28 protein-coding genes are annotated in these 26,796 nt (G+C 64.5%); 12 read left to right on the top strand and 16 right to left on the bottom strand.

The features are described 5' to 3' along the window. Window positions 1–81 precede the first annotated feature (81 nt). The 8 genes from NKI10_RS02690 to NKI10_RS02655 all read right to left on the bottom strand — a co-directional run bounded on the left by NKI10_RS02690 (window position 82) and on the right by NKI10_RS02655 (window position 7,680). Window positions 82–1,149, bottom strand: a complete 1,068-nt coding sequence (locus NKI10_RS02690; protein WP_352858476.1) for an ABC transporter ATP-binding protein — start codon at window positions 1,147–1,149, stop codon at window positions 82–84. After that, on the bottom strand, window positions 1,149–1,937 hold the full coding sequence (locus NKI10_RS02685) for an ABC transporter permease (protein WP_023687933.1): 789 nt from the start codon (window positions 1,935–1,937) through the stop codon (window positions 1,149–1,151). Before NKI10_RS02685 ends, NKI10_RS02690 begins: the two co-directional genes overlap by 1 nt. Next, the gene (locus NKI10_RS02680) at window positions 1,937–2,806 is read right to left on the bottom strand and encodes an ABC transporter permease (RefSeq protein WP_352858474.1); all 870 of its coding nucleotides are present in this window, start codon (window positions 2,804–2,806) and stop codon (window positions 1,937–1,939) included. Before NKI10_RS02680 ends, NKI10_RS02685 begins: the two co-directional genes overlap by 1 nt. Window positions 2,807–2,872: 66 nt before the next feature. Continuing rightward, the gene (locus NKI10_RS02675) at window positions 2,873–3,934 is read right to left on the bottom strand and encodes an ABC transporter substrate-binding protein (protein WP_352858472.1); all 1,062 of its coding nucleotides are present in this window, start codon (window positions 3,932–3,934) and stop codon (window positions 2,873–2,875) included. Between the two features lie 33 nt (window positions 3,935–3,967). After that, window positions 3,968–4,942, bottom strand: a complete 975-nt coding sequence (locus tag NKI10_RS02670; protein ID WP_023733150.1) for a PfkB family carbohydrate kinase — start codon at window positions 4,940–4,942, stop codon at window positions 3,968–3,970. After that, window positions 4,939–5,973, bottom strand: coding sequence for an ADP-ribosylglycohydrolase family protein (locus NKI10_RS02665; RefSeq protein WP_352858468.1), 1,035 nt, complete (start codon window positions 5,971–5,973; stop codon window positions 4,939–4,941). The genes NKI10_RS02670 and NKI10_RS02665 overlap by 4 nt, the downstream gene beginning before the upstream one ends. 3 nt (window positions 5,974–5,976) lie before the next feature. Beyond that, window positions 5,977–6,702 (bottom strand): GntR family transcriptional regulator, encoded by a 726-nt coding sequence (locus tag NKI10_RS02660; RefSeq protein WP_352858465.1) that lies wholly within the window; start codon window positions 6,700–6,702, stop codon window positions 5,977–5,979. 207 nt (window positions 6,703–6,909) lie between these two features. Then, window positions 6,910–7,680: an IclR family transcriptional regulator domain-containing protein gene (locus tag NKI10_RS02655; RefSeq protein ID WP_352858462.1), complete on the bottom strand. Its 771-nt coding sequence runs from the start codon at window positions 7,678–7,680 to the stop codon at window positions 6,910–6,912. A 116-nt stretch (window positions 7,681–7,796) separates the two neighbouring features. Here NKI10_RS02655 and NKI10_RS02650 point away from each other — a divergent pair, with 116 nt between their 5' ends. Genes NKI10_RS02650 through pcaF form a run of 3 tightly spaced genes read left to right on the top strand, consistent with a single transcriptional unit; the run spans window position 7,797 to window position 10,646 of the window. Next, entirely contained in the window at window positions 7,797–8,654 is an 858-nt protein-coding gene (locus NKI10_RS02650) for a CoA transferase subunit A (protein ID WP_352858459.1), read from the top strand. Beyond that, on the top strand, window positions 8,651–9,439 hold the full coding sequence (locus NKI10_RS02645) for a CoA-transferase subunit beta (protein WP_352858456.1): 789 nt from the start codon (window positions 8,651–8,653) through the stop codon (window positions 9,437–9,439). Before NKI10_RS02650 ends, NKI10_RS02645 begins: the two co-directional genes overlap by 4 nt. Window position 9,440: 1 nt before the next feature. Beyond that, entirely contained in the window at window positions 9,441–10,646 is a 1,206-nt protein-coding gene (gene pcaF / locus NKI10_RS02640) for a 3-oxoadipyl-CoA thiolase (RefSeq protein ID WP_352858454.1), read from the top strand. 13 nt (window positions 10,647–10,659) lie between these two features. Here pcaF and pobA read toward each other — a convergent pair whose 3' ends face one another. The 6 genes from pobA to pcaD are packed head-to-tail and all read right to left on the bottom strand — an operon-like array spanning window position 10,660 to window position 15,475. Beyond that, window positions 10,660–11,832, bottom strand: coding sequence for a 4-hydroxybenzoate 3-monooxygenase (gene pobA, locus NKI10_RS02635; RefSeq protein ID WP_352858451.1), 1,173 nt, complete (start codon window positions 11,830–11,832; stop codon window positions 10,660–10,662). Then, a complete protein-coding gene (locus NKI10_RS02630; RefSeq protein ID WP_352858448.1) occupies window positions 11,832–12,884 on the bottom strand; it encodes a 3-carboxy-cis,cis-muconate cycloisomerase in 1,053 nt (350 codons plus the stop codon). Before NKI10_RS02630 ends, pobA begins: the two co-directional genes overlap by 1 nt. Before the next feature lie 16 nt (window positions 12,885–12,900). Further along, the gene (pcaG, locus tag NKI10_RS02625) at window positions 12,901–13,515 is read right to left on the bottom strand and encodes a protocatechuate 3,4-dioxygenase subunit alpha (RefSeq protein WP_352858445.1); all 615 of its coding nucleotides are present in this window, start codon (window positions 13,513–13,515) and stop codon (window positions 12,901–12,903) included. After that, window positions 13,515–14,270 (bottom strand): protocatechuate 3,4-dioxygenase subunit beta, encoded by a 756-nt coding sequence (gene pcaH, locus NKI10_RS02620; protein ID WP_352858442.1) that lies wholly within the window; start codon window positions 14,268–14,270, stop codon window positions 13,515–13,517. The genes pcaG and pcaH overlap by 1 nt, the downstream gene beginning before the upstream one ends. Continuing rightward, window positions 14,260–14,673 carry a 4-carboxymuconolactone decarboxylase gene (pcaC, locus tag NKI10_RS02615; protein WP_023685273.1) on the bottom strand — a complete coding sequence of 138 codons (414 nt, stop codon included), beginning with the start codon at window positions 14,671–14,673 and terminating at the stop codon, window positions 14,260–14,262. Before pcaC ends, pcaH begins: the two co-directional genes overlap by 11 nt. Beyond that, the gene (pcaD, locus tag NKI10_RS02610) at window positions 14,666–15,475 is read right to left on the bottom strand and encodes a 3-oxoadipate enol-lactonase (protein WP_023687922.1); all 810 of its coding nucleotides are present in this window, start codon (window positions 15,473–15,475) and stop codon (window positions 14,666–14,668) included. Before pcaD ends, pcaC begins: the two co-directional genes overlap by 8 nt. A gap of 92 nt (window positions 15,476–15,567) precedes the next feature. Here pcaD and pcaQ point away from each other — a divergent pair, with 92 nt between their 5' ends. From pcaQ to NKI10_RS02565, 9 genes are all read left to right on the top strand, one after another. Beyond that, window positions 15,568–16,485: a pca operon transcription factor PcaQ gene (gene pcaQ / locus NKI10_RS02605; protein WP_023685275.1), complete on the top strand. Its 918-nt coding sequence runs from the start codon at window positions 15,568–15,570 to the stop codon at window positions 16,483–16,485. Window positions 16,486–16,761: 276 nt separating this feature from the next. Next, window positions 16,762–18,060 (top strand): ABC transporter substrate-binding protein, encoded by a 1,299-nt coding sequence (locus NKI10_RS02600; RefSeq protein WP_352739110.1) that lies wholly within the window; start codon window positions 16,762–16,764, stop codon window positions 18,058–18,060. 89 nt (window positions 18,061–18,149) lie between these two features. Continuing rightward, a complete protein-coding gene (locus tag NKI10_RS02595; RefSeq protein ID WP_352858647.1) occupies window positions 18,150–18,824 on the top strand; it encodes an ABC transporter ATP-binding protein in 675 nt (224 codons plus the stop codon). Continuing rightward, window positions 18,821–19,549 carry an ABC transporter ATP-binding protein gene (locus tag NKI10_RS02590; RefSeq protein WP_352858439.1) on the top strand — a complete coding sequence of 243 codons (729 nt, stop codon included), beginning with the start codon at window positions 18,821–18,823 and terminating at the stop codon, window positions 19,547–19,549. The genes NKI10_RS02595 and NKI10_RS02590 overlap by 4 nt, the downstream gene beginning before the upstream one ends. Continuing rightward, the gene (locus NKI10_RS02585; protein ID WP_352858436.1) at window positions 19,546–20,442 is read left to right on the top strand and encodes a branched-chain amino acid ABC transporter permease; all 897 of its coding nucleotides are present in this window, start codon (window positions 19,546–19,548) and stop codon (window positions 20,440–20,442) included. Before NKI10_RS02590 ends, NKI10_RS02585 begins: the two co-directional genes overlap by 4 nt. Next, window positions 20,439–21,503: a branched-chain amino acid ABC transporter permease gene (locus NKI10_RS02580; RefSeq protein ID WP_023702146.1), complete on the top strand. Its 1,065-nt coding sequence runs from the start codon at window positions 20,439–20,441 to the stop codon at window positions 21,501–21,503. Before NKI10_RS02585 ends, NKI10_RS02580 begins: the two co-directional genes overlap by 4 nt. A 2-nt stretch (window positions 21,504–21,505) precedes the next feature. Next, the gene (locus tag NKI10_RS02575) at window positions 21,506–22,291 is read left to right on the top strand and encodes a coniferyl-alcohol dehydrogenase (RefSeq protein WP_352858644.1); all 786 of its coding nucleotides are present in this window, start codon (window positions 21,506–21,508) and stop codon (window positions 22,289–22,291) included. Between the two features lie 94 nt (window positions 22,292–22,385). Further along, window positions 22,386–23,831 (top strand): aldehyde dehydrogenase, encoded by a 1,446-nt coding sequence (locus NKI10_RS02570; protein ID WP_023815845.1) that lies wholly within the window; start codon window positions 22,386–22,388, stop codon window positions 23,829–23,831. Window positions 23,832–24,087: 256 nt separating this feature from the next. Continuing rightward, entirely contained in the window at window positions 24,088–25,119 is a 1,032-nt protein-coding gene (locus NKI10_RS02565; protein WP_352858432.1) for a hydroxyacid dehydrogenase, read from the top strand. Between the two features lie 301 nt (window positions 25,120–25,420). Here NKI10_RS02565 and msuE read toward each other — a convergent pair whose 3' ends face one another. Then, window positions 25,421–25,981, bottom strand: a complete 561-nt coding sequence (gene msuE / locus NKI10_RS02560; RefSeq protein ID WP_352858429.1) for an FMN reductase — start codon at window positions 25,979–25,981, stop codon at window positions 25,421–25,423. Window positions 25,982–26,105: 124 nt separating this feature from the next. Next, complete coding sequence (locus NKI10_RS02555) at window positions 26,106–26,723, bottom strand: glutathione S-transferase family protein (protein ID WP_352858426.1); 618 nt, start codon at window positions 26,721–26,723, stop codon at window positions 26,106–26,108. Between the last annotated feature and the right edge of the window lie 73 nt (window positions 26,724–26,796).

The raw sequence follows: 26,796 nt of genomic DNA, 5'->3' as shown, positions 1-26,796 counted from the left end.
GATATAACGCCATGGCCGGCCCATCAGCCAAGGTCCGCTCCATCAATTCCCATCAGAACCATGACGGGGTGACGGTGCGAACTAGTTTGCGGCAATCAGCACGGTGCTTTCCGGCGACCAGCTGAGCACCACATCCTGGCCCTCGGCCAGCCGGTCACTGCCGGTATTCTGGACGATGACTTTCAGCGTCTGGCCGGCGCGCTCGACGAAATAGGTGCTGTTGTTGCCGGCGAAGATGCGCTGGGAGACCTGGCCCTTCAGCGCGTTGGCATTGGCCGCATCCGCAACCCCGGCAGCGGTGGCGATACGAATGCGTTCGGGTCGCACCGCGCAGCTCGCCTTCGCGCCGGCGGCAAGCCTGTCGCCTACGCCGGCAACGATCGCCGTGCCGTCAGGCAGGCGGATGCCGTCGCCGGTCGCATCGCCACGAAAAATGTTTGCGTCGCCAAGGAAGGTGGCGGCGAACTCGCTCTTCGGTCGGTCATAGATCTCCTCCGGCGGCCCCTCCTGCACGAGCCTGCCATCGCGCAGGATGCCGATGCGGTCGCTCATCGTCAGCGCCTCTTCCTGGTCGTGGGTGACGAAGATGGTGGTGATGCCGATCTCGCGCTGGATGCGCTTCAGCTCGATCTGCATGTCGACGCGCAGCGCCTTGTCGAGCGCGCCGAGCGGCTCGTCGAGCAGCAGCACGCGCGGCTTGGTGACGATGGCGCGTGCCAGCGCCACACGCTGGCGTTGGCCACCGGAGAGCTGGTGCGGGCGGCGCTCGCCGAGCTTGCCGAGTTGGACGAGATCGAGCGCGCGCTGCACTTCAGTGGCGATCGTCGCTTTCGTTTCGCCGCGCACCGACAGGCCGAAGGCGACATTATCGGCGACGCTCATATTGGGAAACAGCGCATAGTTCTGGAACACCATGCCGATGCGTCGCTTTTCGACCGGCACGCGTTCCACACTCTCACCGCCAATGGTGATGCGGCCAGTATCGGGAAAGTCGAAGCCGGCGATCTGGCGCAGCAGCGTGGTCTTGCCGCTGCCCGAGGGGCCAAGCAGCCCATAGAAACCGCCATCGGCGAAATCGATGGAGACGTCGTCCAGCGCCTTGTGCGCGCCAAAACTGCGGGAGACGTTCGATACCTGCACGCCGGCCATTATTTCTCTCCGCCGAATTTGAAGAAGCGCGCCGTGAGCAGCATCAGCGCCATCGACACGACGATGATGATGGTCGAGACCGCGTTGATCTCGGGCGTGAACCCCTTGCGGATCGCGGCGTAGATTTCGACCGGCAGCGTCGTCTGGCCCGGCGTCGCCAGGAAGTAGGAGACGACGAACTGGTCGAACGACACGGCAAATGCGAACAAGCCGCCGGCAATGACGCCGGGCATGATCCACGGCAGCGTCACACGCCTCGTCACTTGCCACTGGTTGGCGCCGAGCGAGCGCGCCGCCTCTTCCAGCTCCGGTGCAAAAGTCTGCAGCCGGGCCGAGACGACGACGATGACATAGGGCAGCGCCAGCGCCACATGGCCGAGCAGGATGGCGAACAGGCCGCGGCCAATGCCGACGCCGAAGAAGAAGATCAGCATCGCCGTGCCGGTGATCAGCCACGGAATGGCGATTGGCGGAAACAGCAGCGCCTGCAGCACTTTCTTGCCGCGGAAATCATAGCGGAACAGCGCCAGCGAAGCGGCCGAGCCAAGCACCACTGAGATGAGCGTGGTGATGACCGCGATCTCGAGGCTGTTCCAGGTGGCCGCGATCAGCTGGTCGTTCTGCCAGAGCGAGGCATACCATTCCGTCGTCCATTCGAACGGCAATTGGTAGAAGGGCGAGACGTTGAACGACATCAGCGCCATGATGATGATCGGCAGATAGAGGAAGGCGAGCAGCAGGAAGATGTAAAACCGGCCCAGCCCTTGGAGGATGCGGGTGGTCTTCATCACGCGGCCCTCTTCAGCACCGGCGAGGCAACTGCGAGGATGACCAGCACGACGGCGAGCAGGATGAACGACAATGCCGCACCAAGCGGCCAGTTGAACACGGCGACGAACTGGTCTTCGATCACCGTGCCGTAGAAGGTGCCGGTGCGACCGCCGAGAATGCGCGGCTCCATGAACGAGCCGACGACCGGCACGAAGATCAGTGCCGCACCTGCCACCAGGCCGGGCATAGACAGCGGGATGATCAACCGCTTCAGCACCTGCAGCCGCGAGGCGCCGAGCGAGCGCCCGGCCTCGATCAGCGAGTCGTCGATTGCCTGCAGCGTGAGATAGCAGGTCAGCACCATATAGGGCACGTAGGAGTGCACCAGGCCGATGATGATTGCGGGATAGGAATACATCAGGTCGATGTTGATCTTGAACGGCAGCACGGCGTTGAGCGCCGTGTCGAGGATGCCGCCCTCGCGCAGCACCATCGCCCAGGAGAAGATGCGCACCAGCCCGTTCGACCAGAACGGCAGGATGACCAGCAGGAAGATCGCCTCGCGGCTGCGCCCCTTCAGCACCTTGGCCAGCACATAGGCGGCGGGGTAGCCGATGACGACGCACCACAAAGTCACTTCGAGGCCGAGCCGCAGCGAAGCGAGCAGCAGCGTCAGGTACAGGCTCTGCGAGAAGAAGGCGGCGTAATTGCCAAGGGTGAACGCCCACGGCTTTCCCGACAGCGGCAGGTCGGTCATGAAGGAGAAGAACACCATGGCCGAGAGCGGCAGGAAGATGGCCACCGTCAGCCAGAGATAGGCCGGCGCCAGCAGCGGCAGGGCCGATCTCAGCCCGCTGCGCGACGCGACCGCACCCTGTACTGCCATGATACCCTCCTCCCCAGGATTGAAGGGCCAGCCGGCGCCAACCGCCGGCTGGTCCGGACGTGAGCGTTACTTCACGTCGACTTTGAGCTGCTGCCACAGCGCCAGATAGGCCTCGCGCTGCGCGTCGGTGATCGGCGCCTGGAACTGGATGCGCTTGGCCACCTCGGGATCGCCCATCACCTTGCGGTTGAAGGAGTCTTCAGGCAGCGCTTCCACCGCCTTGGTGTTGGCCGACACCGGAGCGCCGACCTTGGTGACCCATTCGACATAGAATTTCGGATCGATCATCCAGTTGATGAAGGCCTGCGCACCTTCGACATTCTTCGAGCCCACCGGGATCGAGAACGCGTCGAGCCAGGCGACGGCGCCTTCCTGCGGAACGACCAGCGAGACCGGCAGCTTGAAGTGGGTCTTGGCGCGATCGGCCGAGCCGCTCCAATAGGTGCCGATGTCGATCTGGTTGGAGGCGACCATCTGGTTCCAGTCGTTCTCCGAGCTCCAGAACGTCTTGATCTGCGGCATCAGCGAGGTCAGCTTCGCCTTGACCGCCTCCATATCCTTGATGTCGTTGATGTTCTGGCCGGTGGCGATGGCGCCGAACTGCACCGCTTCGACAGCGTCGTCGCGAATGACGACGCGGCCCTTATGCGCGGCATCCCACATTTCGGCGATCGAGGTCGGCGGCTTGTCGAAAGACTTTTCGTTGATTGCCAGCGCCGTCAAGCCCCACACCCACGGCACGCCATAGACCTTGCCGTCATGGTCGAGCATCGGCGATTGCGCCTTGTCCTTGCTGATGTCGGCATAGTTCGGCAGCTTCGAGACATCGATCGGCTGGATCAGCTTTTCCGCCATCGCCTGATCGTTGAAGGCGGCGTTGATCATGACCACGTCATAGAGGCCCGGATTGGTGCGGATCTTGGTCAGCATTTCCTGTTCGGAATTGAAGAAGTCGTTGACGACCTTGTTGCCGGTCGCCTTTTCGAAGGCTTCGATCGCCCACGGCTCGTCGGCGCCGTAGCCCTTCCAGTTGAGCACATGCACTTCGGCGGCACTGGCGGCCAGCGTGAGCGCGGAGGTGATGACGGCGGTCGCCGTCAGCAGGGCAGTCAGTCTTGGCATGCGCATGTTCGTTCCTCTCTTGTTTGCCCGCTTGGCGGGTCAGGCTGTCTGATGGGCCTTCTGGTTCTGGCCCGGCTCGCCCGTCGCGGCCTGGCTCAGGAAAGTCTGGATCTCGCTGTCGGTCGGCGCCGATGAGCCGCCATGGCGGGTGACGGAAAGTGCTGCCGCCGCATTGGCATAGCGCGCCGCCTCGAAGGGATGCACGCCGCGCGAGAGTGCACTGACGAAACCGCCGATATGGGTGTCGCCGGCGCCATTGGTGTCGATGGCATCGACCTTGAAGCCGGCAATGGTCTGCGTCTCGCCATTGACCAACCTCACGAAACAGCCCTTGGCGCCGGCGCGGATAACGACGCCTTCGGCCTTTGGGCAGTGGTCGGCGAGCAGCCGGGCGGCGAGTGCCTCGACATCGCCTTGCCCAGCGATCTCGACCGCTTCCGTCATGTTGCAGCTCAGCCATGTCGTACGGGCAAGCACCCGCGACAGGATGGGACGTGGGATATCCGCGATGACCGGCGTTGGATCGAAAACGAAGGGAATGTTTTCTGGCAGCGCCTCGATCCAGTCGGTCAGCGCGTCGCGGCTGCCGGAATAGCTAAGCGTATAGCCCGACGTGAACACCCAATCATCAGGCGCGACCACCACGGGCCTCATCATCTCGAGGCTGAGAATGCTCTCCGCACCGGGCCACGACACGAAGGTGCGCTCGGCATCCCCGGAGATCATGGCGACGCAATTGCCGCTGTCCATGACCGGCGATGGCGACGTCAGCGTTATGATGCCTTCGGCCGCAAAGGCGGCGCGCAAAAAATCGCCATTCGGTCCGCTGCCGAGCTGGCCGCCGAACACCACCGTCATGCCGGTGCGGCTGGCCGCGACCATCATGTTGAAGCCGCCGCCGGCGACCTGCGCAAAGCTCGACGCGGTCTTCTCGCAGCCCGGCGCCGGCAAGGCGTCGATGCGGTAGACATAGTCGACGACGGCGCTGCCGATATGGACCAGACGCCCACTCATGCCGCGGCATCCTTGCTGGCCTTTGCCGTGCGCGCCGCGACGAGGTCTTCGGCAAGGGAGCGCACCTCCCCCATATCTATGCCGACGAGCCCGGCAATGTGTTGTTGCGGCAGTTGCGAAAAGCCGACGCAGGCGCCGGCCATGCCTGAGGCAATCGCGCCGATCGTGTCGGTGTCGCCGCCGAGATTGGCGCTGATGATTGCCGCTTGCCAGGGATCGCCCTGCGCGACTTCAAGCACGGCGAAAGCTGCCGGCACGGACTCCTGGCTGGCCACACCGGTGCCGACGAGATCGGTGATGAGCCCGATCGCATCCCGCATGGTCTTGCCGCGCACGAGCTCCTGCGCCCAGGCGATACGCGCGGCGATATCGCCACCAGTCACCCAATGTCCGAGCCGGGCGCCTCGCCGCGCGGCTGCTACCGCGCTGTCGGAAGCGGCACGCCAGTCGCCACCGGCGACGCCACGGCTGGCGGCGGCGGCAACTGCTGCGGCCGAAGCGATGGCGATCGAGGTGTTGTGCGTGGCACGGCAAGTTTCGGCGACCTTGGCGACGAAAGCGTCGAGCGGTTCCAGCGGCATCATGATGCCGACCGGCGCGATGCGCATGGCCGCGCCATTGGTGTCGCCCTGGCTTCCCGCCTCTTCCGCCGGCACGCCGTCATTGATGGCGCCGATGGCGCGCTTGGTCGATGGTCCCAGCAGGTCATAGCTGCCGCGCGCCTTGACCTCGCGCTCCCAATCGAGCAGTGCGTTCACCCAGCGCGCATGATCGAAGCGGTCGCCGGACTGGACCAGAATGCGACCAAGCAGCAGGGCCTGTTCGGTATCGTCGGTGATGGTGCCGGCAACGAGCCCCTTCGACACCGGATGATCGGCAAACGGCGCCACGAAATCCTCGACATGGCCGTATAGCTCGGCGATCCGCGCCGGCGACAGAAGCTGCGTCGGCATGCCCAGCGCATCACCGAGCGCCCCACCGACAAGCGCGCCCATGGCGCGATCGAGCGTGTCGTTGGTTCTGTCCGGCATCGCTCAAAACCTCATATGCAGCGCGAAATGCGCCGGGTTGAGCAGGCTGGTTACATATTCGATCGGCCGGTCGTCGGCCGCACGCGTCAGCCGGCGTCCGCGCAGGAACGGCGTGCCTTGCGGGCAGCCGAGAATGGCGGCGTCTTCGGCATTCAGCATCTCGATGCCGACCCATTCCTCGCCATGGTCTGGGATGAGGCCGGCGCCGCGCAGCGTCTGGTGCAGCGAGCCTTCGCGCAGACCTCGCAGCGGCACGTCCTCCAGTTCGGGCGACAGCGGCAGGCGGCTGCGTTCGATGGAGATCGCATGGCCGTCGCTGGCATTGGTGCGCACCCGGTCGACGGCGATGAAGAACGGGCTTTCGATGCCAAGCAGCGCGGCAAGCTCGGCATCCTCGATCACTTCAAGCCGCAGCGTCCGCGTCTCGGCATTGGCGCCGGCATTGGCCAGCGCCCGCGACCAGCCAATGCTGTCATCGACCGGCTTGCCGTCGAAAGTGACGAAGGAGCCGATGCCGACCTTGGTCGTTATCAGCCCACGGCTGGACAGCTCCTCAAGGCCCTTGCGGATCGTGTTGCGGCTGACGGAGAAGCGTTGGACGAGTTCGTTCTCGCTTTGCAGGCGGTCGCCGAAGCCAAGCACGCCGGAGCGGATCTCATGTTCGAGGACGGTGGCGATCTGCTCGGGCTTGCCCGTGCCGGGAGACAGTTGAACCGCGCGCCGCTTCATAAGGGTACCTGTTCAATAAACCTGTATAGTCCTGTTCAATATTGGAGTTGAAGGGCGACGTCAACGATATATTTGGATTCACGCATATGCGTTGTGCTCAGGTGCCCCAGGGCATCGTTTGTTCGCATGGCGACGCTAACCGCGTAGGGCGTCCCGTCTCCGAGACAGAGCGGGGGCAGCGCTTCCCTCAGGCGATTAGCCTTGCGCTCACACGAAGAAAAATTCCTCAATCCGTTGCTTGGCCGTCCGCAGCGCTGGCAGGATATCCCGCTCCATCGCCTCGACGGAGAACCGCGCCGACTGCGCCGAGACGTTGATCGCCGCCACGGTCTTGCCTGCGCGGTCACAGATAGGCACCGCGATCGAGCGCAGGCCAAGCTCCAGCTCTTCATCGACGACGGCAAAGCCACCCGCCCTCGCCGCGTCGATGGCCTTGGCCAGCGCGGTGCGGCTGGTGATCGTCTTCGGCGTCCGCCGTTCGATCTTGGCTTCTGCAAGGAAGGCCTTCAACTCATCCGCGCCCAGCCCCGACAGCAGGACGCGCCCCATCGAGGTGCAATGCGCCGGCAGCCTGGTGCCGACATCGAGCGAAACACTGAGGATGCGGCGGCCGGGAATGCGCGCGACATAGACGACATCCTCGCCTGACAGCACCGCAGCGTTGCAGGCCTCGTCGAACTGGCCGGCCACGTCGCGCATGATGGGTGCGGCGAAGGTCCACAGCGAGGCGCCGCCGAGCCAAGAGCGCACGATGGCGAGCAGGCGCGGCGACAGCGAAAACTGCCGGCCGGATTGCGTGGCATAGCCGGTGGCGGTCAGCGTCAGCAGGAAGCGACGCGCGCCGGCGCGGGTCAGCCCCGCCTCCTCCGCCATTTCGGTCAGCGTCATCCCGGCCGGATGCCGGGCCAGTATCTCCATGACTGCAAGGCCGCGCTCCAGCGAGCCGACATGGTCGCGCGTCGTTGCCTCGTCCTCCATGCGGCCTCCGCAAGACAATGCGCCGCCTTGACTCGTCTCGGCGGCGCGATGTAAAAATATCTCATACAAAACAAACGTTCGCAATACGAACTTTTTGAACTTCGGAGTTCTTGGCGATGGTCAAATTCCTGCCCCTCAAACAGGCCGTGGCGGAGAACCTGCACGATGGCGACACGGTCGCCTTCGAAGGCTTCACGCATCTGATCCCGACGGCGGCGGCGCATGAGGCGATCCGCCAGGGCTTTCGCGACCTGACCCTCATCCGAATGACCCCCGACCTGATCTACGACCAGATGATCGGCATGGGCATGGCCAAGAAGATCATCTTCTCCTATTTCGGCAATCCCGGCGTCGGCCTGCTGCGCCGCGCCCGCGACGCCATCGAGAACGGCTTCCCCCGGTCGATCGAGATCGAGGAGCACAGCCATGCCGGCATGGCCAACGCCTACGAGGGGGGAGCTGCCGGCCTGCCTTGCGCGGTGTTCCGCGGCTATCGCGGCGCCGGGCTGGCGGCAGTCAATCCCAACATCCGCTCGGTCACCTGCCCGTTCACCGGCGAGGTGCTTGCCGCCGTTCCTTCCATCCGCCCGGACGTGACCTTCATCCACGCTCAGAAGGCCGACAAGAAAGGCAATGTGCTGGTCGAAGGCATTATCGGCATCCAGAAGGAAGCGGTGCTCGCGGCCAAGCGCGCCGTGGTGACGGTGGAGGAAGTCGTCGACAATTTCGACGACCTGCATCCCAACCTCACCGTGCTGCCGCGCTGGACCATCGCTGCGATCTCGGTGGTATCAGGCGGTTCGCATCCCTCGTACACGCACGGCTATTATGCGCGCGACAATGCCGCCTATCTCGAATGGGACGACATCGCCGCCGACCGTGAAAGATTCCAGGCCTGGATGCAGGCCAATGTCATCGAACGCACGGCGGACGATTTCGCCGGCCGCGTAAAGCATCTGAGGAGCGCGGCATGAGCGGCTTTACTCCCAATGAGATGATGACGATTGCCGCCAGCCGAGCCCTGAAAAACGACGATGTCTGCTTCGTCGGCATCGGCGCGCCGTCGGCCGCCTGCAACGTCGCGCGGCTGACGCATGCGCCCGACATCACGCTGATCTATGAAAGCGGCACCATCGGCACCGCGCCCGATGTTTTGCCGTTGTCGATCGGTGACGGCGAACTTTGCGACACCGCCGTCACGACCGTCTCGGTGCCGGAGATGTTCCGCTATTGGCTGCAGGGGGGGCGCATCTCCATCGGCTTTCTTGGCGCGGCGCAGCTCGACAAGTTCGGCAACATCAACACCACTATCATCGGCGACTATGCGCATCCCAAGACCCGCCTGCCCGGCGGCGGCGGCGCGCCCGAGATCGCCACCTCGTCGAAGGAGATCTACATCACCATGGCGCAGTCCAAGCGCGGCATGGTCGAGAAGATCGACTTCTTCACCTCCTTCGGCCATGGCGATGGCGGCGACCATCGCCAGCGCCTCGGCATCGAGACATCAGGGCCGACGCTGCTGATCACCGACCTTGCCATCTGGAAGCCCGATCCGGTGAGCAGGGAATTCACCGTGGTGTCGTTGCATCCCGGCGTGACGCGGCTTGAGGTGCAGGACAGCTGCGGCTGGATCGTAAGGTTCGCCGAGGCGCTTGACGAAACGCCGGCGCCGACGGAACTCGAGCTGACGACATTGCGCGACCTGCAGGCCCGCACCAAGGCGGCGCATGAGGGAAGCGGAAAAGAAAAGGCCGCATGACATGACCGAGGCATTCATCTGCGATTACATCCGCACCCCGATCGGCCGTTTCGGCGGCTCGCTGTCGTCGGTGCGGGCCGACGATCTTGGCGCCATCCCGCTGAAGGCGCTGGTCGAGCGCAATGCCGGCATCGACTGGCAGGCTGTCGACGACGTCGTCTATGGCTGCGCCAACCAGGCCGGCGAGGACAACCGCAATGTAGCCCGCATGTCGCTGCTCCTGGCCGGACTGCCGAAGGAAATTTCAGGCTCGACCGTCAATCGCCTCTGCGGTTCCGGCATGGATGCGCTCACCATTGCCGCCCGCGCCATCAAGGCGGGCGAAGCCGAGTTGATGATCGCCGGCGGCGTCGAATCGATGAGCCGCGCGCCCTTCGTCATGCCCAAGGCCGAGACCGCCTTTTCACGCCATGCCGAGATCCATGACACCACGATCGGCTGGCGCTTCATCAACCCGCTGATGAAGAAACAGTATGGCGTCGATTCCATGCCGGAGACCGGCGAGAACGTCGCTGAGGACTTCCAGGTGTCGCGCGCCGATCAGGATGCGTTTGCCATGCGCAGCCAGGACAAGGCTGTCGCGGCACAGGCCAATGGCCGGCTGGCGAAGGAGATCACCCCGGTGACGATCCCACAGAAAAAGGGCGATGCGATTATCGTATCGAAGGATGAGCATCCCCGCGCCGGCACCACGGTCGAGTCGCTGGCCAAATTGCCGACGCCGTTCCGCGAGGGCGGCACCGTCACCGCCGGCAACGCGTCCGGCGTCAATGACGGCGCCGCGGCGCTGATCATCGCCTCCGAAGCGGCTGTGAAGAAATACGGCCTGGCGCCGATCGCACGCGTCCTCGGCGGCGCTGCTGCCGGCGTGGCGCCCCGCATCATGGGCATCGGCCCTGCCCCGGCGACACAAAAGCTCTGCGCTCGCCTCGGCCTGACACCGCAGCAATTCGATGTCATCGAGCTCAACGAAGCTTTCGCCTCCCAAGGCATCGCCGTGCTCCGCCAACTCGGCATCTCCGAGGATGCGGAGCACGTCAACCCCAATGGCGGCGCCATCGCGCTTGGTCATCCCTTGGGCATGTCGGGCGCGCGCATTGCAGGCACGGCTGCGCTGGAACTGCGCGAGCGCAGCGCCCGCTATGCGCTGGCCACCATGTGCATCGGCGTCGGCCAGGGCATCGCGGTGGCGCTCGAACGGGTTTGAGTTTGCACCGCCCTTAATAGGGCAAACCGACATAGTTTTCAGCCAGCGCGGTCGACGCCGCTTGCGAATGCACGAGATAGTCGAGCTCGGCTTCCTGGATGCGCTGGCCGAACTCGCCCGTATCGGGAAAGCGGTGCAGCATCGTCGTCATCCACCAGGAGAAGCGCACCGCCTTCCACACTCTGGCCAGCGCCTTGGCTGAATAAGCGTCGAGCCCGCTTGGTGATTTGTCCAGATAGAATTCGCGAAGCCCGGCAAAGAGATAGCGCACATCGCTGGCGGCGAGGTTGAGCCCCTTGGCGCCCGTCGGCGGCACGATATGGGCGGCGTCGCCGACCAGGAACAGCCGGCCGAAGCGCATCGGCTCGGCGACGAAGGAGCGCAGCGGCGCGATTGATTTTTCGAAGGACGGGCCGGTAACGACCGCGGCTGCGGTCTGTTCCGGCAGGCGACTGCGCAATTCGTCCCAGAAGCGACCGTCGCTCCAGGCGTCGACCTGTTCGTCAGCCGGGACCTGCACATAGTAGCGGCTGCGATGCGTCGACCGCATCGAGCACAGCGCAAAGCCCCGCTCATGGTTGGCGTAGACCAGTTCGTGATCGGCCGGCGGCACTTCGGCCAGCACGCCGAGCCAGCCGAAGGGATAGGTCCGCTCGAAGGTTTTCAGCGCCCGCCCAGGCGCCGATTTGCGGCTGACGCCGTGATAGCCGTCGCAGCCGGCGATAAAGTCGCAGTCGATGCGATGGCTGACGCCATCCTTGTCGTAGGTGACGTAAGGCGCTTCGCCATCGAAACCGTGCAGCGCGACATTGGACGCCTCGTAGACGGTGACCAGCCCCGCCGCCTCGCGCTTGTCCATCAGGTCGTGTGTCACCTCGGTCTGGCCATAGACGGTGACGTGTTTTCCGCCGGTCAGCGCTGTGAGATCGAGCCGGTGCAGGCCGCCGCCGAACGCAAGCGAGATGCCGGCATGCAGCAGGCCCTCGGCATGCAGCCTTGCAGCTGCGCCCGCCTCTTCGAGCAACTCGACGGTGCCTTGTTCGAGCACCCCTGCCCGCACCCGGCCAAGCACATGCTGCCGGCTCGAACGTTCGAGGATCACCGTCTCGACGCCAATGGTGCCGAGAAGCTGGCCAAGCAGCAGCCCGGACGGTCCGGAGCCGACAATGACGATCTTTGTGCGCATCAGTGTCCCAGGCTTTCGATCTGTCCGGCGAGTTCGGCGGCGAGCCGTAGCGCAGCCGCGGTCGCTATCGCCATTTGCGGCAAGAGCAGCCATTCCAGCGTCCAGGCAGCGCCGGAGCGCTCCTGCTCATGCACAAGCGCCTGATGCATGCCGGAAAGCTGGGTGGCGTTGAAGCGCGCCAGCGTCACCAGCACCTCCGCCTTCACCGGGTTCTGCTTGTGCGGCATGGCCGACGAGCCGCCGCCGCCGGACAGCTTGATGTCGGTGCCGGCCTGCGCCATCAGCGCGATGTCCTGGCCGAACTTGCCGAGGCTGCCGGTGATGAGCGACAGCAAACCGGCGAACTCGGCCAGCGCATCGCGCTGGTTGTGCCATTGCGGCGCATCGCCAAGGCCAAGCTTTGCGGCAAGGGCGGCGCGCACTGCGGGGCCTTTGTCGCCGAGCTTTTCCAGCGTGCCGGCGGCGCCGCCGAATTGCACTACCAGCAGACCCTTGGATTGCTCCGAGAGTCTCTGCTGATGCCGTTGCAGCGGCGTGCGCCACACCGCCACGCGGTCCGACGCCTGAATTGGGATCGCCGGCTGCATGCGCGTAATCGCTGTCAATGCACGGCTGCCAAAACGTTCTTCCAGCCCCACCAGCCGCAAAATGTTTTCAGTCAGCAGCAGGTCGAGATGTTCAATGAGCCGGCGCAGCCGAAGAACCAGGCCAGTGTCGATGACGTCCTGGCTGGTTGCGCCGAAATGCACGCCGGCGTCGTGCGGCGCGCCGACCGCTGCCTTCAACTGGCGCACCAGTTCGGGCACGATCACGCCATCCTTCGCCACACCGGCCCGCAGCCGCGCGGTGTCCGGCTTGTAGGACAACAGGACAGGTATAATCGCCGCGGCGGCATCCGTGCCGATAATCCCGCTTTCGGCTTCCGCTTGCGCCAGCGCGCGCTCGAAATCGAGCATGGCGGCGATTTCCCCATCCACCGAAAAATGCCGAGCCGCCTCCTCGTCGCCGAGCAGGCCGGAAAGCAGCGGATGGTCGAAGGGCGATACGGTCATGTGCTGGTTTCCTCCGTCAGCTGTCGAAGAAGACCGTTTCCTTCTCCCCCTGGAGATGGACGTCGAAAATATAGTCGTCGCCTTGCCGCTCGGCGATCAGCGTCGGCACGCGCACCTTGTGCTCGATGCGGGCCAGGATCGGATCCTCGGCATTGGCCTTGGCCTCGTCGGAGAAATAGAGCCGCGTGTGGAGGCCGATATTGATGCCGCGGGCGACGATCCACAGGCTGATATGCGGCGCCATCAGCCGGCCGTCGTCGAACGGCACGCGTCCCGGCTTGATCGTCTGAAAACTGCACAGGCCGGTGTCCATGTCGGTCGGCTGACGGCCCCAGCCCTGAAAATCCGGATCGGCATCGCCGCGCAATTCGGTCGGCGAATTGTAGAAGCCATTGGCGTCCGCTTGCCAGATCTCGATCAGTGCGTCCCGGAGCGGCGTGCCGGTGCCGTCGAGCACGCGGATGCGCAAACCGATGCGCTCGCCCTTGCTGTTGTCGTTGAGCATCGTCGCGCCGAGGTCTGTCGGATAGACGCCGCCGATGCCGCTGAAATTCGGCGTCAGCCCGATATGCACGTAAGGCCCGGCGGTCTGCGACGGACTCTCCTTCAGCCGGCTGAGCGACTGCGCCATCAATTGCCCTCCGGCCGGTTTTCGAACAGCGAGGCGCGACGCCCGCGCAGCACGATGTCGAACTTGTAGGCGCGCGCGTCGAACGGGATCGTCGCCTGCATGTCGAGCGCCGCGACCAGCGTCTCAACGGCCGCCTTGTCACGGATACCGCGCACGATCGGGCACCGCCAGATCAGCGGGTCGCCCTCGAAATACATCTGCGTGATCAGCCGCTGTGCGAAGCCGTGGCCGAACACCGAGAAATGGATGTGCGACGGCCGCCAGTCATTGGGCCCGTTCGGCCAGGGATAGGGACCGGGCTTCACCGTGCGAAAGGCATAGCCGCCATCGGCATCGGTGATGGTGCGGCCGCAGCCGCCGAAATTCGGATCGAGCGGCGCGAGATAGCCGTCCTTCTTGTGGCGGTAACGGCCGCCTGAATTGGCCTGCCAGAATTCGAGCAGCGCGCCGGAGACGCCCTGGCCGCGCTCGTCGAGCACGCGGCCATAGACGATGATACGCTCGCCGATTGCGCTCTCGCCGGGCTTGGCGAAGTTGTGGATCAGGTCATTGTCGAGTTCGCCGAGCATGGCGTGGCCGAACACCGGACCGGTGATTTCGGACGCCGTGTTGTCGAAGGCCAGCAGCGCCTTTTGCGGCGAGCGCAACACCGACGTCTTGTAGTCGGGCGTCAGCGCCGGCGGATGCCAGCCACGGTCGCGCTGGAAGAAGGCTCCGCTCTCGGGCCTGCGGTTCGAGCCGGCATCAGCTGGCATGGCCAGCCCTGCTTCCGTCCATTTCCGAAAACACCTCCTTGGCGATCCTGAAGGCGCGGTTGGCGGCCGGCACGCCGGCATAGATCGCGACATGCAGGAACGCTTCGCAGATATCGTCGCGCGACGCACCGGTGTTGGCGGTGGCGCGCACATGCATGGCGACCTCTTCATCATGGCCAAGGGCGGCCAGCAGTGCCAGCGTCACGATCGAGCGTTCGCGCCTGCTGAAGCCCGGACGCGCCCACACAGTGCCCCAGGCTGCCTCGGTGATCAGCTCCTGGAACGGCCGGTCGAAATCGGTGACGGCATCCTCGCTGCGATCAACATGCGGGTCGCCGAGCACCGAGCGCCTGACGGTCAGCCCGGTCTGATATCTGGTTTCGTTTTTGGGCAGTTCATCCATGGGTCTGCTTTCTCAGGGGAAGCGCCGCGACGAAATCGCGGATCAGGGTGGTCAGCGCCTTGGGCTGTTCGACGCAAGGGATGTGCGCGGCGTCACGAATGATTTCGAAATGTGCGCCTGGGATCAGATCGGCCAGCCAGCGGACGAGATCCGGCGGCGTCGAGCCGTCCTGGTCGCCAACGACGCAAAGCGTGGGTACCGCGATCCCCTGCGCGGCCTCGGTGAAATCGGCATCGCGCACCGCGGCGCAGGTGCCGACATAGCCGGCGACGGCTTGCCGGGTCATCATGTTCCAGTAGCCGTCGAGCTCGGCGACACGGTCCGCGTGGAAGGCAGGCGTAAACCACATTTTGAGCACGGCATCGGCGATGGCCTGGATACCTTTGCTTTCGACCGTTTCGATGCGGGTGTTCCAGCTGTCGGCCGTGCCGATCTTGTGGGCGGTGTCGCACAGGATGAGGCCGTCGACGATTTCGGGGCGCCGGGCATAAAACCCTTGCGCAATCAGGCCGCCCACCGACAGGCCGCACAGCACCGCATTGTTCAGTTCGAAATGATCGATCAGGCCCGACAGATCATCGACATGCTCGTCGATCGAGCTGACGCCACCAATGTCGGACAGGCCATGGCCGCGCTTGTCGTAGACCAACACAGGCATTTCGCCACCCAGTTCGGACAACACCTCGTCCCAGACGCGGAAGTCGGTGCCCAGCGAATTGATGAACACGATCGGCCGCGCATTTCCCTTCGCCTTGATATGGCGATGGTGCAGCGTGATGCCGCCAATGTTGACGAATGGCACGATTTCGATCCTCCGTGTTCACATTGCACAAGGCATTTGGTTTGGTAAAATGATATTTTACGCCGTTTCATTAACTGCTAGGTTATGAGAACATGTCCGAAAGCCGCATAAGGTTCCGTCACCTGCAGGCATTCCTTGAGGTAGCGCGGCAAGGCAGCGTGGCGAGGGCGGCCGACTTTCTCCATGTCAGCCCACCGGCCGTGACCAAGACGTTGCGCGAACTGGAGGAGGCGCTTGGCATCGCTGTCGTCGAACGCGACGGCCGCGGCATCAGGGTGACGCGGCTTGGCGAAATCTTTCTCGGCCATGCGGGCACGGCGATCACGGCACTGAAGCGCGGCGTCGATTCCGTCCGCCAGGACGGCGCCATCAACCGGCATCCGATCCGCATCGGCGCGCTCCCGACAGTGTCGGCCAAGGTGATGCCACGCGCCATAAGCCTGTTCCTGAGTGAAAATACCGGTGCTGCGATCAAGATCGTCACCGGCGAGAACGCGGTCCTGCTGGAACAGTTGCGCGTCGGTGCGCTCGATCTCGTCGTCGGCCGGCTTGCGGCGCCGGAAAACATGACCGGCTTCTTCTTCGAGCATCTCTATTCCGAACCGGTGCTGTTCGTGGTGAGGGCCGGCCATCCGCTGCTGCAGCCGGGCCAGGACATCTTCGCCCGGCTCGATGAATTCCCGGTGCTGATGCCGACGCGGGAGTCGGTCATCCGCCCGTTCGTCGACCGCCTGTTCATCACCAACGGCATGACGGCGCCTGCGACCGAGATCGAGACCGTCTCGGATTCCTTCGGCCGTGCCTTCCTGCGCCAAAGCAATGCGGTCTGGATCATATCGACAGGCGTCGTCGCCAACGAACTCTCCAGCGGCGCCTTCGTCGCCTTGCCCGTCAACACCGAGGAAACCAAAGGGCCGGTCGGCCTGACGATGCGGACCGACACTGCGCCTTCGCCGGCCTTCACCATCCTGCTGCAGACCATTCGCGAGGCGGCCAGCCAGAACGCCTGAGCACCTTTCGCCAATCTGGCGCAGAGCGGGCCTTCAGCCGTATTTCCATAACCTGTTGGTTAACGAAACACCGCAAAATATCATTTTACCAAACCAAACACCTAGGGCACTGTGACGATGGGAGGATCGAAATCGTGCCGTTATCGGCATTGGCGGCGTTCCGCTGCCGCCTCAAGGCCTGCCGGGGCGATCTCCGATCTTAAGAACGGGCGGCATCGATTTTGAGCAGGCCGGCGGTGACCTCCAGGTGCCGTCAGGAAAGGGAGGAATACCAGCATGACCTCAAGCAAATCCGGCGTCTCGCGGCGCCAGTTCATCGCCACATCGCTCGCCGGCGGCGCGGCACTTGCGCTCAGCCGCGGCCAGGCCTTCGCGCAGGCCGCCGACACGCTGAAGGTCGGCTTTGTCAGCCCGCGCACCGGGCCGCTCGCGGGCTTCGGCCAGACCGACGGCTATGTGCTCGACCTCGCCCGCAAGGCGCTCGCCAACGGCCTCGACATCGGCGGCAAGAAATACAGTGTCGAGATCATCGACCAGGACACGCAATCCGACCCGTCCCGCGCCGGCCAGCTCGCCAAGGACCTCATCAACAACCAGGCCGTCGACCTGATGCTGGCGGTGTCGACGCCGGAGGTGATCAACCCGGTCGCCGACGCCTGCGAAGCCGCCGGCGTGCCTTGCCTCTCCACCGTCATGCCGTGGGAGGCCTGGTATTTCGGCCGCGGCGCCAAGCCCGGCGAACCCTCGCCGTTCAAATGGACCTATCATTTCGGCTTCGGCGTCGACGAGTTCTTCCGGACCTACATCTCGCAATGGAACCTGATCGAGACCAACAAGAAGGTCGGCGTCATGTATCCCAACGACGCCGACGGCAATGCCATCCGCACCCATCTGGCGCCGTTGCTGGCAAAGCAGGGTTTCACCATCGTCGATCCCGGCGCCTACGAGACCGGCACCACCGACTATTCCTCGCAGATCGCGCTGTTCAAGCAAGAAGGCGTCGAGATCTTCAACTCCTTCCCGATCCCGCCGGACTTCGCCGCCTTCTGGCGCCAGGCTGCACAGCAAGGCCTGATCAAGCAGATCAAGATCTGCCAGGTCGCCAAGACCGGGCTATTCCCGTCCGACATCGAGGCGCTGGGCGATCTCGGCAACAGGATTTCGAGCGCCGCTTACTGGCACAAGGCCTTCCCTTACAAGTCGCCGCTGACCGGCGTTTCGGGAACCGAATTGGCCGACGGTTATGAGGCCGCCAGCGGCAAGCAGTGGACGCAGCAGCTCGGCGCCTCGATGTCGCTGCTCGACGCCGGCTTCGAGGCGCTGAAGGCAAGCACCGACGCCAAGGACAAGGCAGCCGTCGCCAAGGCGCTGAGCGCGCTCAACACCGAGACCATGATCGGCAAGGTCGATTTCACCAGCGGCCCGGTCGCCAATGTCTCGCCCGGCCCGATCATCGGCACGCAATGGGTGGCCGCCAAGGAAGGCAGCAAATTCCCGCTCGACTATGTCGTGACCGAGAACGCCACCGACCCGAAGGTTCCGGTCGAGGCCAAGCTCCAGCCGTATAACGGCTGACGGACGGCTACGGGGATCGCATCGTGAACAGTTCACCAAACACTGCGATCCTCAGAGCCGCCGGCATCCAGAAACGCTTCGGCGCGCTGGTGGTGCTCGATGATATCGACTTCGCCATGAATGGCGATGAGGCCGTCGGCATTGTCGGCCCGAACGGCGCCGGCAAGACGACACTGCTCAGCATCTTGTCAGGCGCCTTCCCGCCGAGCGCCGGCACGGTCGCCTTCAAGGGCGGCGATGTGACGGCGCTGCCGGCAACGCAGCGCTGCCGGCTCGGCCTCGTGCGCACGCACCAGGTGCCGAAACCGTTCGGCGGCATGACCACCTTCGAGAACGTCTTTGTTGCCGCATCGCATGGCGCCGGTCTCGCCCGCGACGAAGCCTATGAGGAGGCGCTGGCGTCGCTGAAACTGTGCGGCATGCTGGGCCTGGCCAACCGGCGCGCCGAAACGCTCGGCCTGCTCGACCGCAAGCGGCTGGAACTTGCCCGCGCGCTCGCGGCAAGGCCTACGCTGCTTCTGCTCGACGAGATCGGCGGCGGACTGACCGATGGCGAGGCGAGCGAACTTGTCGATACCATCAAGGAATTGCGCCGCCGCAAGATCGGCATCGTCTGGATCGAGCACATCGTCCACATCCTGCTGCAGGTGGCAGAGCGGCTGATCTGTATGGACGCCGGCAAGATCATCGCCGATGGCGAGCCGCAAGCGGTGATGGCCGACCCGGAAGTCGTGCGCGCCTATCTCGGGGGAGGCCCGAAATGAGCCTGCTCGCAATCGAGAATCTGGTCGTCCGCCATGGCCTGTTGCAGGCGGTGCGCGGTGTGAGCTTTACGATCGAGCGCGGCGAAACGCTGGCGCTGGTCGGCGCCAACGGCGCCGGCAAGACGACGCTGCTGCGGGCGATCGCCGGCGCGCACCAGCCGACGGCCGGCCGCGTGCTGCTGAATGGCGCCGATATCACCGGCGTTCCCTCGCACAAGCGCGTCGGCATGGGCGTCGCGCTGGTGCCGGAAGGTCGAAAACTGTTCGTGCAGATGACGGTCGAGGAGAACCTCCTGCTTGGCAGAACCGCCGGCCGTCCCGGCGACTGGAGCGTGGAACGAGTGCTCGACACGTTCCCCAATCTGAAGCCGCGCCGCCACGCCAAGACCGGGCATCTCTCCGGTGGCGAGCAGCAGGCCACCGCCATCGGCCGCGCGTTGATGAGCAATCCGGAGCTGCTGCTGCTCGACGAGGTCTCGCTCGGCCTGTCGCCGCTGGTGGTCGATCGCGTATACGCTTCGCTGCAAGGCCTGATCAGCTCCGGCACGACGATCATCCTGGTCGAACAGGACCTCAATCGCGCGCTCTCGGTCTCGGACAAGGTCATCTGCATGCTCGAAGGACGCGTCGCGCTGGAAGGCCCGAGCAAGGGCATGTCCCGCGATGAAGTGACGAAAGCCTATTTCGGCCTGCACAGAAAAAGCGCCGGGAGCGTGCCGGCATGAGCAACCAGATCGTCCAGGGCATCCTGCTCGGCGGCTACTACGCGCTGATCGCCTGCGGCCTCTCCTTCATGTTTTCGGTGATGCGCATCATCAACCTCGCGCATGGCAGCCTGGCCGTGTTTTCCGCCTATGCGCTGTGGTGGCTCGCCTCGCAATTCCATATCTCGCCCTTCGTCGGCCTGCTCATCGTGCTGCCGCTGATGGCGGCCATCGGCTGGGCGCTGCAGCGCTTCCTGCTCGAGCGCAGCGCCCGTGGAGGCGCGCTGCTGCCGATCCTGACCACGTTCGGCCTCGCCATCGTCATCGACAATGCGCTGTTCGAGCAGTTCGGCGCCGACACACGTTCGCTGGCGACCTATATCGGCAGCCTCTCCTACGATTCCTGGGAATGGCCGGGCAGCATCTATGTCGGCAAGCTTGCCGTGATCATGTTCGCCGCCGCCGTCATATTGCTTGGCGGACTGCAGCTGTTCCTTACCAACACCAGGCTTGGCCGCTCGATCCGCGCCACGTCGGAAGATCCCGACACGGCCGGTCTCGTCGGCGTCGATGCGCGCCGCGCCAACGCCCTCGCGGCCGCCATCGCCATGGTCACGGTCGGTCTTGCCGGTGCCTTCCTCGGCATGCGCGCCACCTTCGATCCCTATACCGGCGCACCTCAATTGCTGTTCGCTTTCGAGGCGGCGGTGATCGGCGGCGCCGGTTCGCTATGGGGCACGCTGGTCGGCGGCATCGTGCTGGCGCTCGCCCAGACGCTCGGCGCGCAGATCCATCCGCAAGGTTTTCTGATCGGCGGCCATGTCGCCTTCCTGATCGTGCTGTTCATCCGGCTCTCCACCTGCGGCCTCGGCCTGCGCGGCCTGCTGCGCCTGCCCGCGAGGAAAGCATCATGAGCGCGGTTTTAAACGCCCCCGCTATCGAGCGCGGCACCTCCGCCTCGCGCATCTCGGCGATTGCGGTCGTCGTCATCATCGCGCTACTTGGCGTCGCGCCGCATTTCCTGTCGGCCGGCGCCGTCGACCGCGTGACCGCCTTGTTCATCTATGTGATCCTGGCAGCGATGTGGAACGCGCTGGCCGGCTTCGGCGGGCTGGTTTCGGTGGGACAGCAAGTGTTCTTCGGCCTCGGCGCCTATTTCACCATCCGCCTGGCCGATGCCGGCCTCAACCCGTTCGCTTCGCTGTTCGTCTCCGCGATCATTGTCGGCGCGATCTCCTGGCCGATGTCGCTGTTCATGCTGCGGCTCAGGAACGGCGAGTTCGCCATCGGCATGTGGGTGATCGCGGCGCTCACCCATCTGCTGGTCAATCTCGACCGGCTGGTGCAAGGCGAGACCGGGACGTCGCTGATCTCGCTCAACGTCTATGACGCCGGTTCCAGGCGGGCGACGATCTACTGGCTGGCGCTGGCCGCGATGACGGCGCTGCTCGCCACCCTGTTTAGCCTGCTGCGCGGCAGCACGGGTGCGGCCATCCGCGCCATCAGGGACAATGAGGAGGCCGCGGCATCGGTCGGCGTGCGCGTCACCGGAACCAAGCGGCTGCTCTTCGTGCTCGCCGCCTTCGGCATCGGCATGGCCGGCGCGCTGTGGTTGGCCACGTCGATCACCTTCCAGCCGAAAACCTACTTCAACGTCCAGTGGACCGCCTACATGATCTTCATGGTGCTGGTCGGCGGCATCGGCACCTTCGAGGGCGCCATTCTGGGTGCGCTGCTGTTCTTCCTCATCGAGACCTGGTTCGGCGGCACCGGCGTCTGGTATCTGATCGGCCTCGGCGCCACGGCGGTGCTGTTCTCGCTGTTCCTGCCGCGCGGGGTGTGGGGAACGCTGGAGGAGCGCCTTGGCCTGCGCCTGCTGCCGGTCGGCTACCGGGTCAGGCTGCCGGCAAACGCCGGCGATAGTGACGCGACGCCTTCGCCGCAACAGGCCGCAACGCATAGTGAAAAGGCGTGACCATGCTGTTCGGCAAGACCATCCTCATCACCGGTGTCGCCTCTGGTATCGGCGCTCGCACGGCCGAACTTGCCGGCCAACTGGGCGCTGACGTGATCGGCGTCGATATGCGTGAACCGGCAGCATCGGCCGGCAGTTTCGTCAAGGCTGACATCTCATCCAAGGCCGGCGTCGACGATCTCCTCGGGCGCCTGCCGCAGCGCATCGATGCGCTCTGCAATGTCGCCGGCCTCCCCGGCAACACCGGTGCGGTGTCGACACTGGCCGTCAACTTCTACGGCCTGCGCGCGCTCTCGGAAGGCCTCGCACCCAGACTTCGTGAAGGCGGCGCCGTGGTCAACGTCGCCTCGATCGCCGGCTATGGCTGGCGCGCCAATCTCAACCGCGCGGCATCGATGGTCGGCATCGAAGGCTTTCCCGATGTGGCGGAGGTGGTCGCCGACCATCAGGTGAAGAACGAGGAAGGCTATCCCGTTTCCAAGGAGCTGCTGCTGTTGTGGACGCAGCGCGCCGCACATCAGGACCTGTTCAGGAGCCGCGGCATCCGCGTCAATGCAGTGAGCCCCGGCCCGGTCGAGACGCCGATCCTCAAACAGTTCCGCAATGTGCTGGGTGACGCCCGCGTGGACAGCGACATCGCCAGGGTCGGGCGCGCCGGAACCTCGGGCGACATCGCGCCTGTCGTGCTGTTCCTGTGCTCGGACGGCGCACGCTGGGTCAACGGCGTCAATGTGCCGGTTGACGGTGGGCTTGAAGCATCGATCAATGCCGAGGTGCTCGGCTTCTAGACCATGATCCCGAAAAGTGGGAGCCGGTGTTCGGATCAGATCGTGGTCGATAATAGATAGAAAAGACGCTCCACGGCGAGCGAGGGAGAGAACAATGGACATCGGACTTCTGATCGACGGCGACAAAAGGGATGCCTCCGGCTCAGCCTCTTACGAGCGCATGGACCCGTTCACCGGCAAGCTGGCGACCCGCGCTGCCGCAGCCAGCATCGCCGACGCCAATGCCGCGGTCGAAGCCGCTGCTGCCGCTTTCAAGACGTGGTCGAAGACCGGCCCGGGCGAGCGCCGCGCTTTGCTGTCCAAGGCGGCCGATGTCATGGACTCCAAGGTCGGCGAATTCACCAAATTGATGATGGAAGAAACCGGCGCGACCGGCCCCTGGGCCGGCTTCAACGTCATGCTCGCCGCCAAAATGCTGCGCGAGGCAGCCGCCATGACGACGCAGATTTCGGGCGAGGTCATCCCCTCCGACAAGCCCGGCACGCTGGCCATGGCGATCCGCCAGCCGGCCGGCGTCTGCCTCGGCATCGCGCCGTGGAATGCACCGGTCATCCTCGGTACTCGTGCCATCGCCATGCCGATCGCCTGCGGCAACACGGTTGTGCTGAAAGCTTCGGAAATGTGCCCAGGCACACACCGGCTGATCGGGCAGGTGCTGGTCGAGGCCGGCCTGCCCAAGGGCGTCATCAATGTCGTCACCAATGATCCCAAGGACGCAGCGACAATCGCCGAGGCACTGGTCGCGCACCCCGCCGTAAGGCGTGTCAACTTCACCGGCTCGACCAAGGTCGGCAGGATCATTGCCGAACTCGCCGGCCGTCACTTGAAGCCGGCGCTGCTCGAACTCGGCGGCAAGGCGCCGCTGGTCGTGCTCGACGATGCCGACATCGACGCCGCGGTCAATGCGGCGACCTTCGGCGCCTACATGCATCAGGGCCAGATCTGCATGTCGACCGAGCGTCTGGTCGTCGATGAAAAGGTCGCCGACGAATTCGTCGCCAAGCTCGCCGCCCGCGCCGCGCAGCTGCCTGCCGGCGACCCGCGCGGCCATGTCGTGCTCGGTTCGCTGATCAGCGGCCAAGCCGCCGACAAGATGGAAGAACTGGTTGCCGACGCCGTCGCCAAGGGCGCCAGGCTTGTGGCCGGCGGCAAGCGCACCGGAACCGTAGTCGAGGCGACATTGCTCGACCACGTGACGCCGGCGATGCGCGTCTATTCGGAAGAATCCTTCGGCCCGGTCAAGCCGGTGATCCGCGTCAAGGGCGAGGACGAAGCGGTACGTGTCGCCAACGATACCGAATACGGCCTGTCTTCAGCCGTGTTCAGCCGCGACATCCGCCGTGCCATGGCGGTTGCCGCGCGCATCGAAGCTGGCATCTGCCACATCAACGGCCCGACCGTCGGCGACGAGGCGCAAATGCCGTTCGGCGGCGTCAAGGGTTCAGGCTACGGCCGCTTCGGCGGCAAGGCCTCGATTGCCGAGTTCACCGACCTGCGCTGGCTAACCATCGAGGATCCGGGGCAGCACTATCCGTTTTGACTGCACCTTCTCCGACAGGGGGAGAAGGGAAGGAGCCCTCAGGGCCGGTTGCCTGGCGAGCCAACGGATTCCCGCATCAAAACCCGGCAAGGCTCGAGCCGCGCGATCGGCGGCCCCTCCCGGAGTTGTAAATCGTTTAATGGTGGGTATTTTACCCCTCAAGCACATGCCGCCGGAAGGCGGCAAGCGGTTTTGGGGACTACCACAAGTGCAAAGCAAGAATACGCGATACGCATCGCGCCGGGGAGGAGTCGTTATGCCAAACAAAGCCCTGCCGCTGGTCATCAGCGCGCCGGAACCACGCACGCTCGACCTGATCTTCACCCCACCGCAGCTGGCGCGCCTCAAGGCGCATTACCGCGTCGTCGAGACGACGGCCGAGGGCGTGGCGAACTTGCCCGCCGACGTGCTTGCCGAAGCCCGCTATATTATCGGCCAGCCGCCGATCTCGCCCGAGACCTTGGACCGGATGCAGGCGCTGCGTTGCGTCTTCAATGTCGAGACCAACCTCATCAACAACATGCCCTATGAGACGCTGTTTGCGCGCGGCATCCATGTCGTCACCACCGGCCTCGTCTTCGCCGAGCCGGTGGCCGAGCTTGGCCTCGCCATGGCGCTCAACCTCGCCCGCAACATCGTCGATGCTGACCTCGCCTTCCGCAAAGGCGAGGAGCTGTGGGGCGGTGACGGCAATTTGACGGCGCGGCTTCTGTCCGGCGCCGATGTCGGCATCATCGGCTTCGGCGATCTCGGCCGTGCGCTCAACCGACTGCTGTCGGGTTTTCGCACCCGCACCAAGGTCTTCGACCCTTGGCTGCCGCCGTCGATCCTGATCGACAATGGCGTCGAGCCGGCCTCGCTGGACGAGGTGCTGACATCAAGCGATTTCGTCTTCGTCGTCGCTTCGGTGACCTCGGAGAACCAGGGTTTCCTCGGCGCTGAGGCCTTTGCAAGTATGCGCAAGGGCGCCGCCTTCATCCTGCTCAGCCGCGCCGGCGTCGTCGACTTCCCTGCCCTGATGGCGGCGGTGAAAAGCGGCCACATCGTCGCCGCCAGCGATGTCTTCCCTGAAGAACCGCTGGCGCAGGACCATCCGGTCCGTGCGATCCCCGGCTTCCTGCGCTCCGCCCACCGCGCCGGTGCGCTTGACATCGCCTTCAAGCGCATGGGCGACATGGTTCTGGAAGACATGGACCTGATCGACCGCGGCCTGCCGCCTCTGCGCTCCAAGCGCGCCGAGCGCGAGACGGTGTCAAGGATGCGTTCGAAGCCGGCGGACAGGAACTAGTTGTCGCGAGAAATCCGCCTGAGATGGATTTCGCAGTTGGCCAAAACCCCTTTGTCATCGCCGCTCAGGATGACCGGGAACCTTTGACTGGTATTGGCGTTTTTCAGCCCGGATCGCTCCCATTCGATCCAGACCCTACTATCGATACCCCGCCAGGCCTAGCCGGCGGGGTATTGATTTTGAAGCCAATCGGGTTGTGGGAGGCTTGGCCTACTCCAAGGAGGCTCGTCACGATTCGCGTCGCTGGCGGGCCTTTTTATTCACTCCCGAGCAAAGCCGGAGGCGGCCTGCCCGCCTCGCTCTATCCGGCAGCAACGCCAGCTGGCGAGCGATTGGCCAGCACCAGCCCGACCTCGCCGACAACCTGCTCGACGCGCTTCAGGATGGGTTCGGCCCGCAGCACGCCGTCGGAAAAGTCCTTGTCCGTGGCATAGACCCCTGTCGGCAACGTCAGCGCCTCGAAGAAGCCGAACAACGGCCGCAACTGGTGCTCGACGATCAACGCGTGGCGATCATTGCCGCCGGTGGCAAGCAGCACCACCGGCTTGCCGCGCAAGGAAGCGGGATCGAAGAGGTCGAAGAAGTGCTTGAACAGGCCGGTGTAGCTGCCCTTGTAGGTCGGTGACCCCACCACCAGCACATCGGCATTGACGACGCTGTCGAAGATTGCCCGCGCCTGACCGTCGAGATCGCGCGCCCATTTGGCAGCGCCAAGTGAGGGGCCGAGGTCTTCGACGTCGTAGGTACTCGCCGACAATCCATGCTGGCGCGCAATGTCCCTGACGACCTGGTCGACGAAGCCGCGCGTCTTGGACGGCCTGGTGAAATTGCCGGAAAACCCGACGACGGTTGGATTGGGCATGTTTCTCTCACCTCTCGCGGACCTGCTTGATGCCGCATATTTACAGGCTTGCGCCTGCCGCAAGAAGCAAATGACTGACCTTGCAGCACCATAGTGAGGAATTTTTTTCCGTTGCCCGCTCGTCTCAGGCCGCGAGAAGCGGGCCATAGGATTCCAGGTAGAAGCCGGGCGACCTTGCGCAGGTCCGCACCGCCTCCCTGGCGGCAACCGTTTCCTGCCACCGCAGCAGGCGCTCGCATTCGGTCGGCATGACGAAGCCCAGATATTTCTCAAGCACGCACAGCTGTTCGAACCAGGGATAGAAGGCGATGTCGGCGGCGCTGAATTCCGAGCCCAGCAAAAACCGTTCGTCCGCCCCTCGCAGGGCGAAGGCATGCTGTTCCACAAAGCGCAGATCGTCGGCAAGCTGGGCCTTGATCCGCTTATGAACCATAGCGTCGGAACTGTGCATCATGGTTGCCGTCCGGGCGTAAAGCTGCGTGTCGGCGAAGCTGATCCAGATGCGCGCCTCAGCGCGGGCCTGAGCATCCCTGGGGAAAATCGGCCGTTCGGGGAATGCATCATCGAGATATTCGCAGATGATCGCCGACTCCCTGACATATTGCCCATGATGGCGCAGCAGCGGCACCTTTCCCGTCGGCGTGAGTTTCAGGAACCACGCCGGCTTGTTGCGCAGATCGATTTCGATTTCCGTCGCCTGCAGGCCTTTCTCGGCAAGGGCGAGCCCTGACACGGTGCGCATAGGGACAAAGCTGCGCGACAAAAAGCTCGATTGGCGGCATGAATAACTCCTGAGTTTCGTTATCGCCGACAAG

The sequence above is a fragment of the Mesorhizobium sp. M0802 genome (genome assembly GCF_040320115.1).
Classification (GTDB): Bacteria; Pseudomonadota; Alphaproteobacteria; order Rhizobiales; family Rhizobiaceae; genus Mesorhizobium.
This window is presented reverse-complemented; position numbering and strand designations above follow the sequence as displayed.

Excerpts from the sequence above, each read along its gene's own strand:
- NKI10_RS02570 (WP_023815845.1), top strand. The coding sequence starts at position 22,386 with ATGGACATCGGACTTCTGATCGACGGCGACAAAAGGGATGCCTCCGGC.
- NKI10_RS02585 (WP_352858436.1), top strand. The coding sequence starts at position 19,546 with ATGAGCAACCAGATCGTCCAGGGCATCCTGCTCGGCGGCTACTACGCG.
- NKI10_RS02685 (WP_023687933.1), bottom strand. The coding sequence starts at position 1,937 with ATGAAGACCACCCGCATCCTCCAAGGGCTGGGCCGGTTTTACATCTTC.
- NKI10_RS02645 (WP_352858456.1), top strand. The coding sequence starts at position 8,651 with ATGAGCGGCTTTACTCCCAATGAGATGATGACGATTGCCGCCAGCCGA.
- NKI10_RS02580 (WP_023702146.1), top strand. The coding sequence starts at position 20,439 with ATGAGCGCGGTTTTAAACGCCCCCGCTATCGAGCGCGGCACCTCCGCC.
- NKI10_RS02630 (WP_352858448.1), bottom strand. The coding sequence starts at position 12,884 with ATGACCGTATCGCCCTTCGACCATCCGCTGCTTTCCGGCCTGCTCGGC.
- NKI10_RS02590 (WP_352858439.1), top strand. The coding sequence starts at position 18,821 with ATGAGCCTGCTCGCAATCGAGAATCTGGTCGTCCGCCATGGCCTGTTG.
- pcaF (WP_352858454.1), top strand. The coding sequence starts at position 9,441 with ATGACCGAGGCATTCATCTGCGATTACATCCGCACCCCGATCGGCCGT.
- NKI10_RS02690 (WP_352858476.1), bottom strand. The coding sequence starts at position 1,149 with ATGGCCGGCGTGCAGGTATCGAACGTCTCCCGCAGTTTTGGCGCGCAC.
- NKI10_RS02675 (WP_352858472.1), bottom strand. The coding sequence starts at position 3,934 with ATGCGCATGCCAAGACTGACTGCCCTGCTGACGGCGACCGCCGTCATC.
- NKI10_RS02665 (WP_352858468.1), bottom strand. The coding sequence starts at position 5,973 with ATGCCGGACAGAACCAACGACACGCTCGATCGCGCCATGGGCGCGCTT.
- pcaH (WP_352858442.1), bottom strand. The coding sequence starts at position 14,270 with ATGCCAGCTGATGCCGGCTCGAACCGCAGGCCCGAGAGCGGAGCCTTC.
- NKI10_RS02555 (WP_352858426.1), bottom strand. The coding sequence starts at position 26,723 with ATGCGCACCGTGTCAGGGCTCGCCCTTGCCGAGAAAGGCCTGCAGGCG.
- NKI10_RS02670 (WP_023733150.1), bottom strand. The coding sequence starts at position 4,942 with ATGAGTGGGCGTCTGGTCCATATCGGCAGCGCCGTCGTCGACTATGTC.
- msuE (WP_352858429.1), bottom strand. The coding sequence starts at position 25,981 with ATGCCCAATCCAACCGTCGTCGGGTTTTCCGGCAATTTCACCAGGCCG.
- pcaG (WP_352858445.1), bottom strand. The coding sequence starts at position 13,515 with ATGGCGCAGTCGCTCAGCCGGCTGAAGGAGAGTCCGTCGCAGACCGCC.
- NKI10_RS02655 (WP_352858462.1), bottom strand. The coding sequence starts at position 7,680 with ATGGAGGACGAGGCAACGACGCGCGACCATGTCGGCTCGCTGGAGCGC.
- NKI10_RS02565 (WP_352858432.1), top strand. The coding sequence starts at position 24,088 with ATGCCAAACAAAGCCCTGCCGCTGGTCATCAGCGCGCCGGAACCACGC.
- pcaQ (WP_023685275.1), top strand. The coding sequence starts at position 15,568 with ATGTCCGAAAGCCGCATAAGGTTCCGTCACCTGCAGGCATTCCTTGAG.
- pobA (WP_352858451.1), bottom strand. The coding sequence starts at position 11,832 with ATGCGCACAAAGATCGTCATTGTCGGCTCCGGACCGTCCGGGCTGCTG.
- NKI10_RS02575 (WP_352858644.1), top strand. The coding sequence starts at position 21,506 with ATGCTGTTCGGCAAGACCATCCTCATCACCGGTGTCGCCTCTGGTATC.
- NKI10_RS02680 (WP_352858474.1), bottom strand. The coding sequence starts at position 2,806 with ATGGCAGTACAGGGTGCGGTCGCGTCGCGCAGCGGGCTGAGATCGGCC.
- pcaC (WP_023685273.1), bottom strand. The coding sequence starts at position 14,673 with ATGGATGAACTGCCCAAAAACGAAACCAGATATCAGACCGGGCTGACC.
- NKI10_RS02650 (WP_352858459.1), top strand. The coding sequence starts at position 7,797 with ATGGTCAAATTCCTGCCCCTCAAACAGGCCGTGGCGGAGAACCTGCAC.
- NKI10_RS02600 (WP_352739110.1), top strand. The coding sequence starts at position 16,762 with ATGACCTCAAGCAAATCCGGCGTCTCGCGGCGCCAGTTCATCGCCACA.
- NKI10_RS02660 (WP_352858465.1), bottom strand. The coding sequence starts at position 6,702 with ATGAAGCGGCGCGCGGTTCAACTGTCTCCCGGCACGGGCAAGCCCGAG.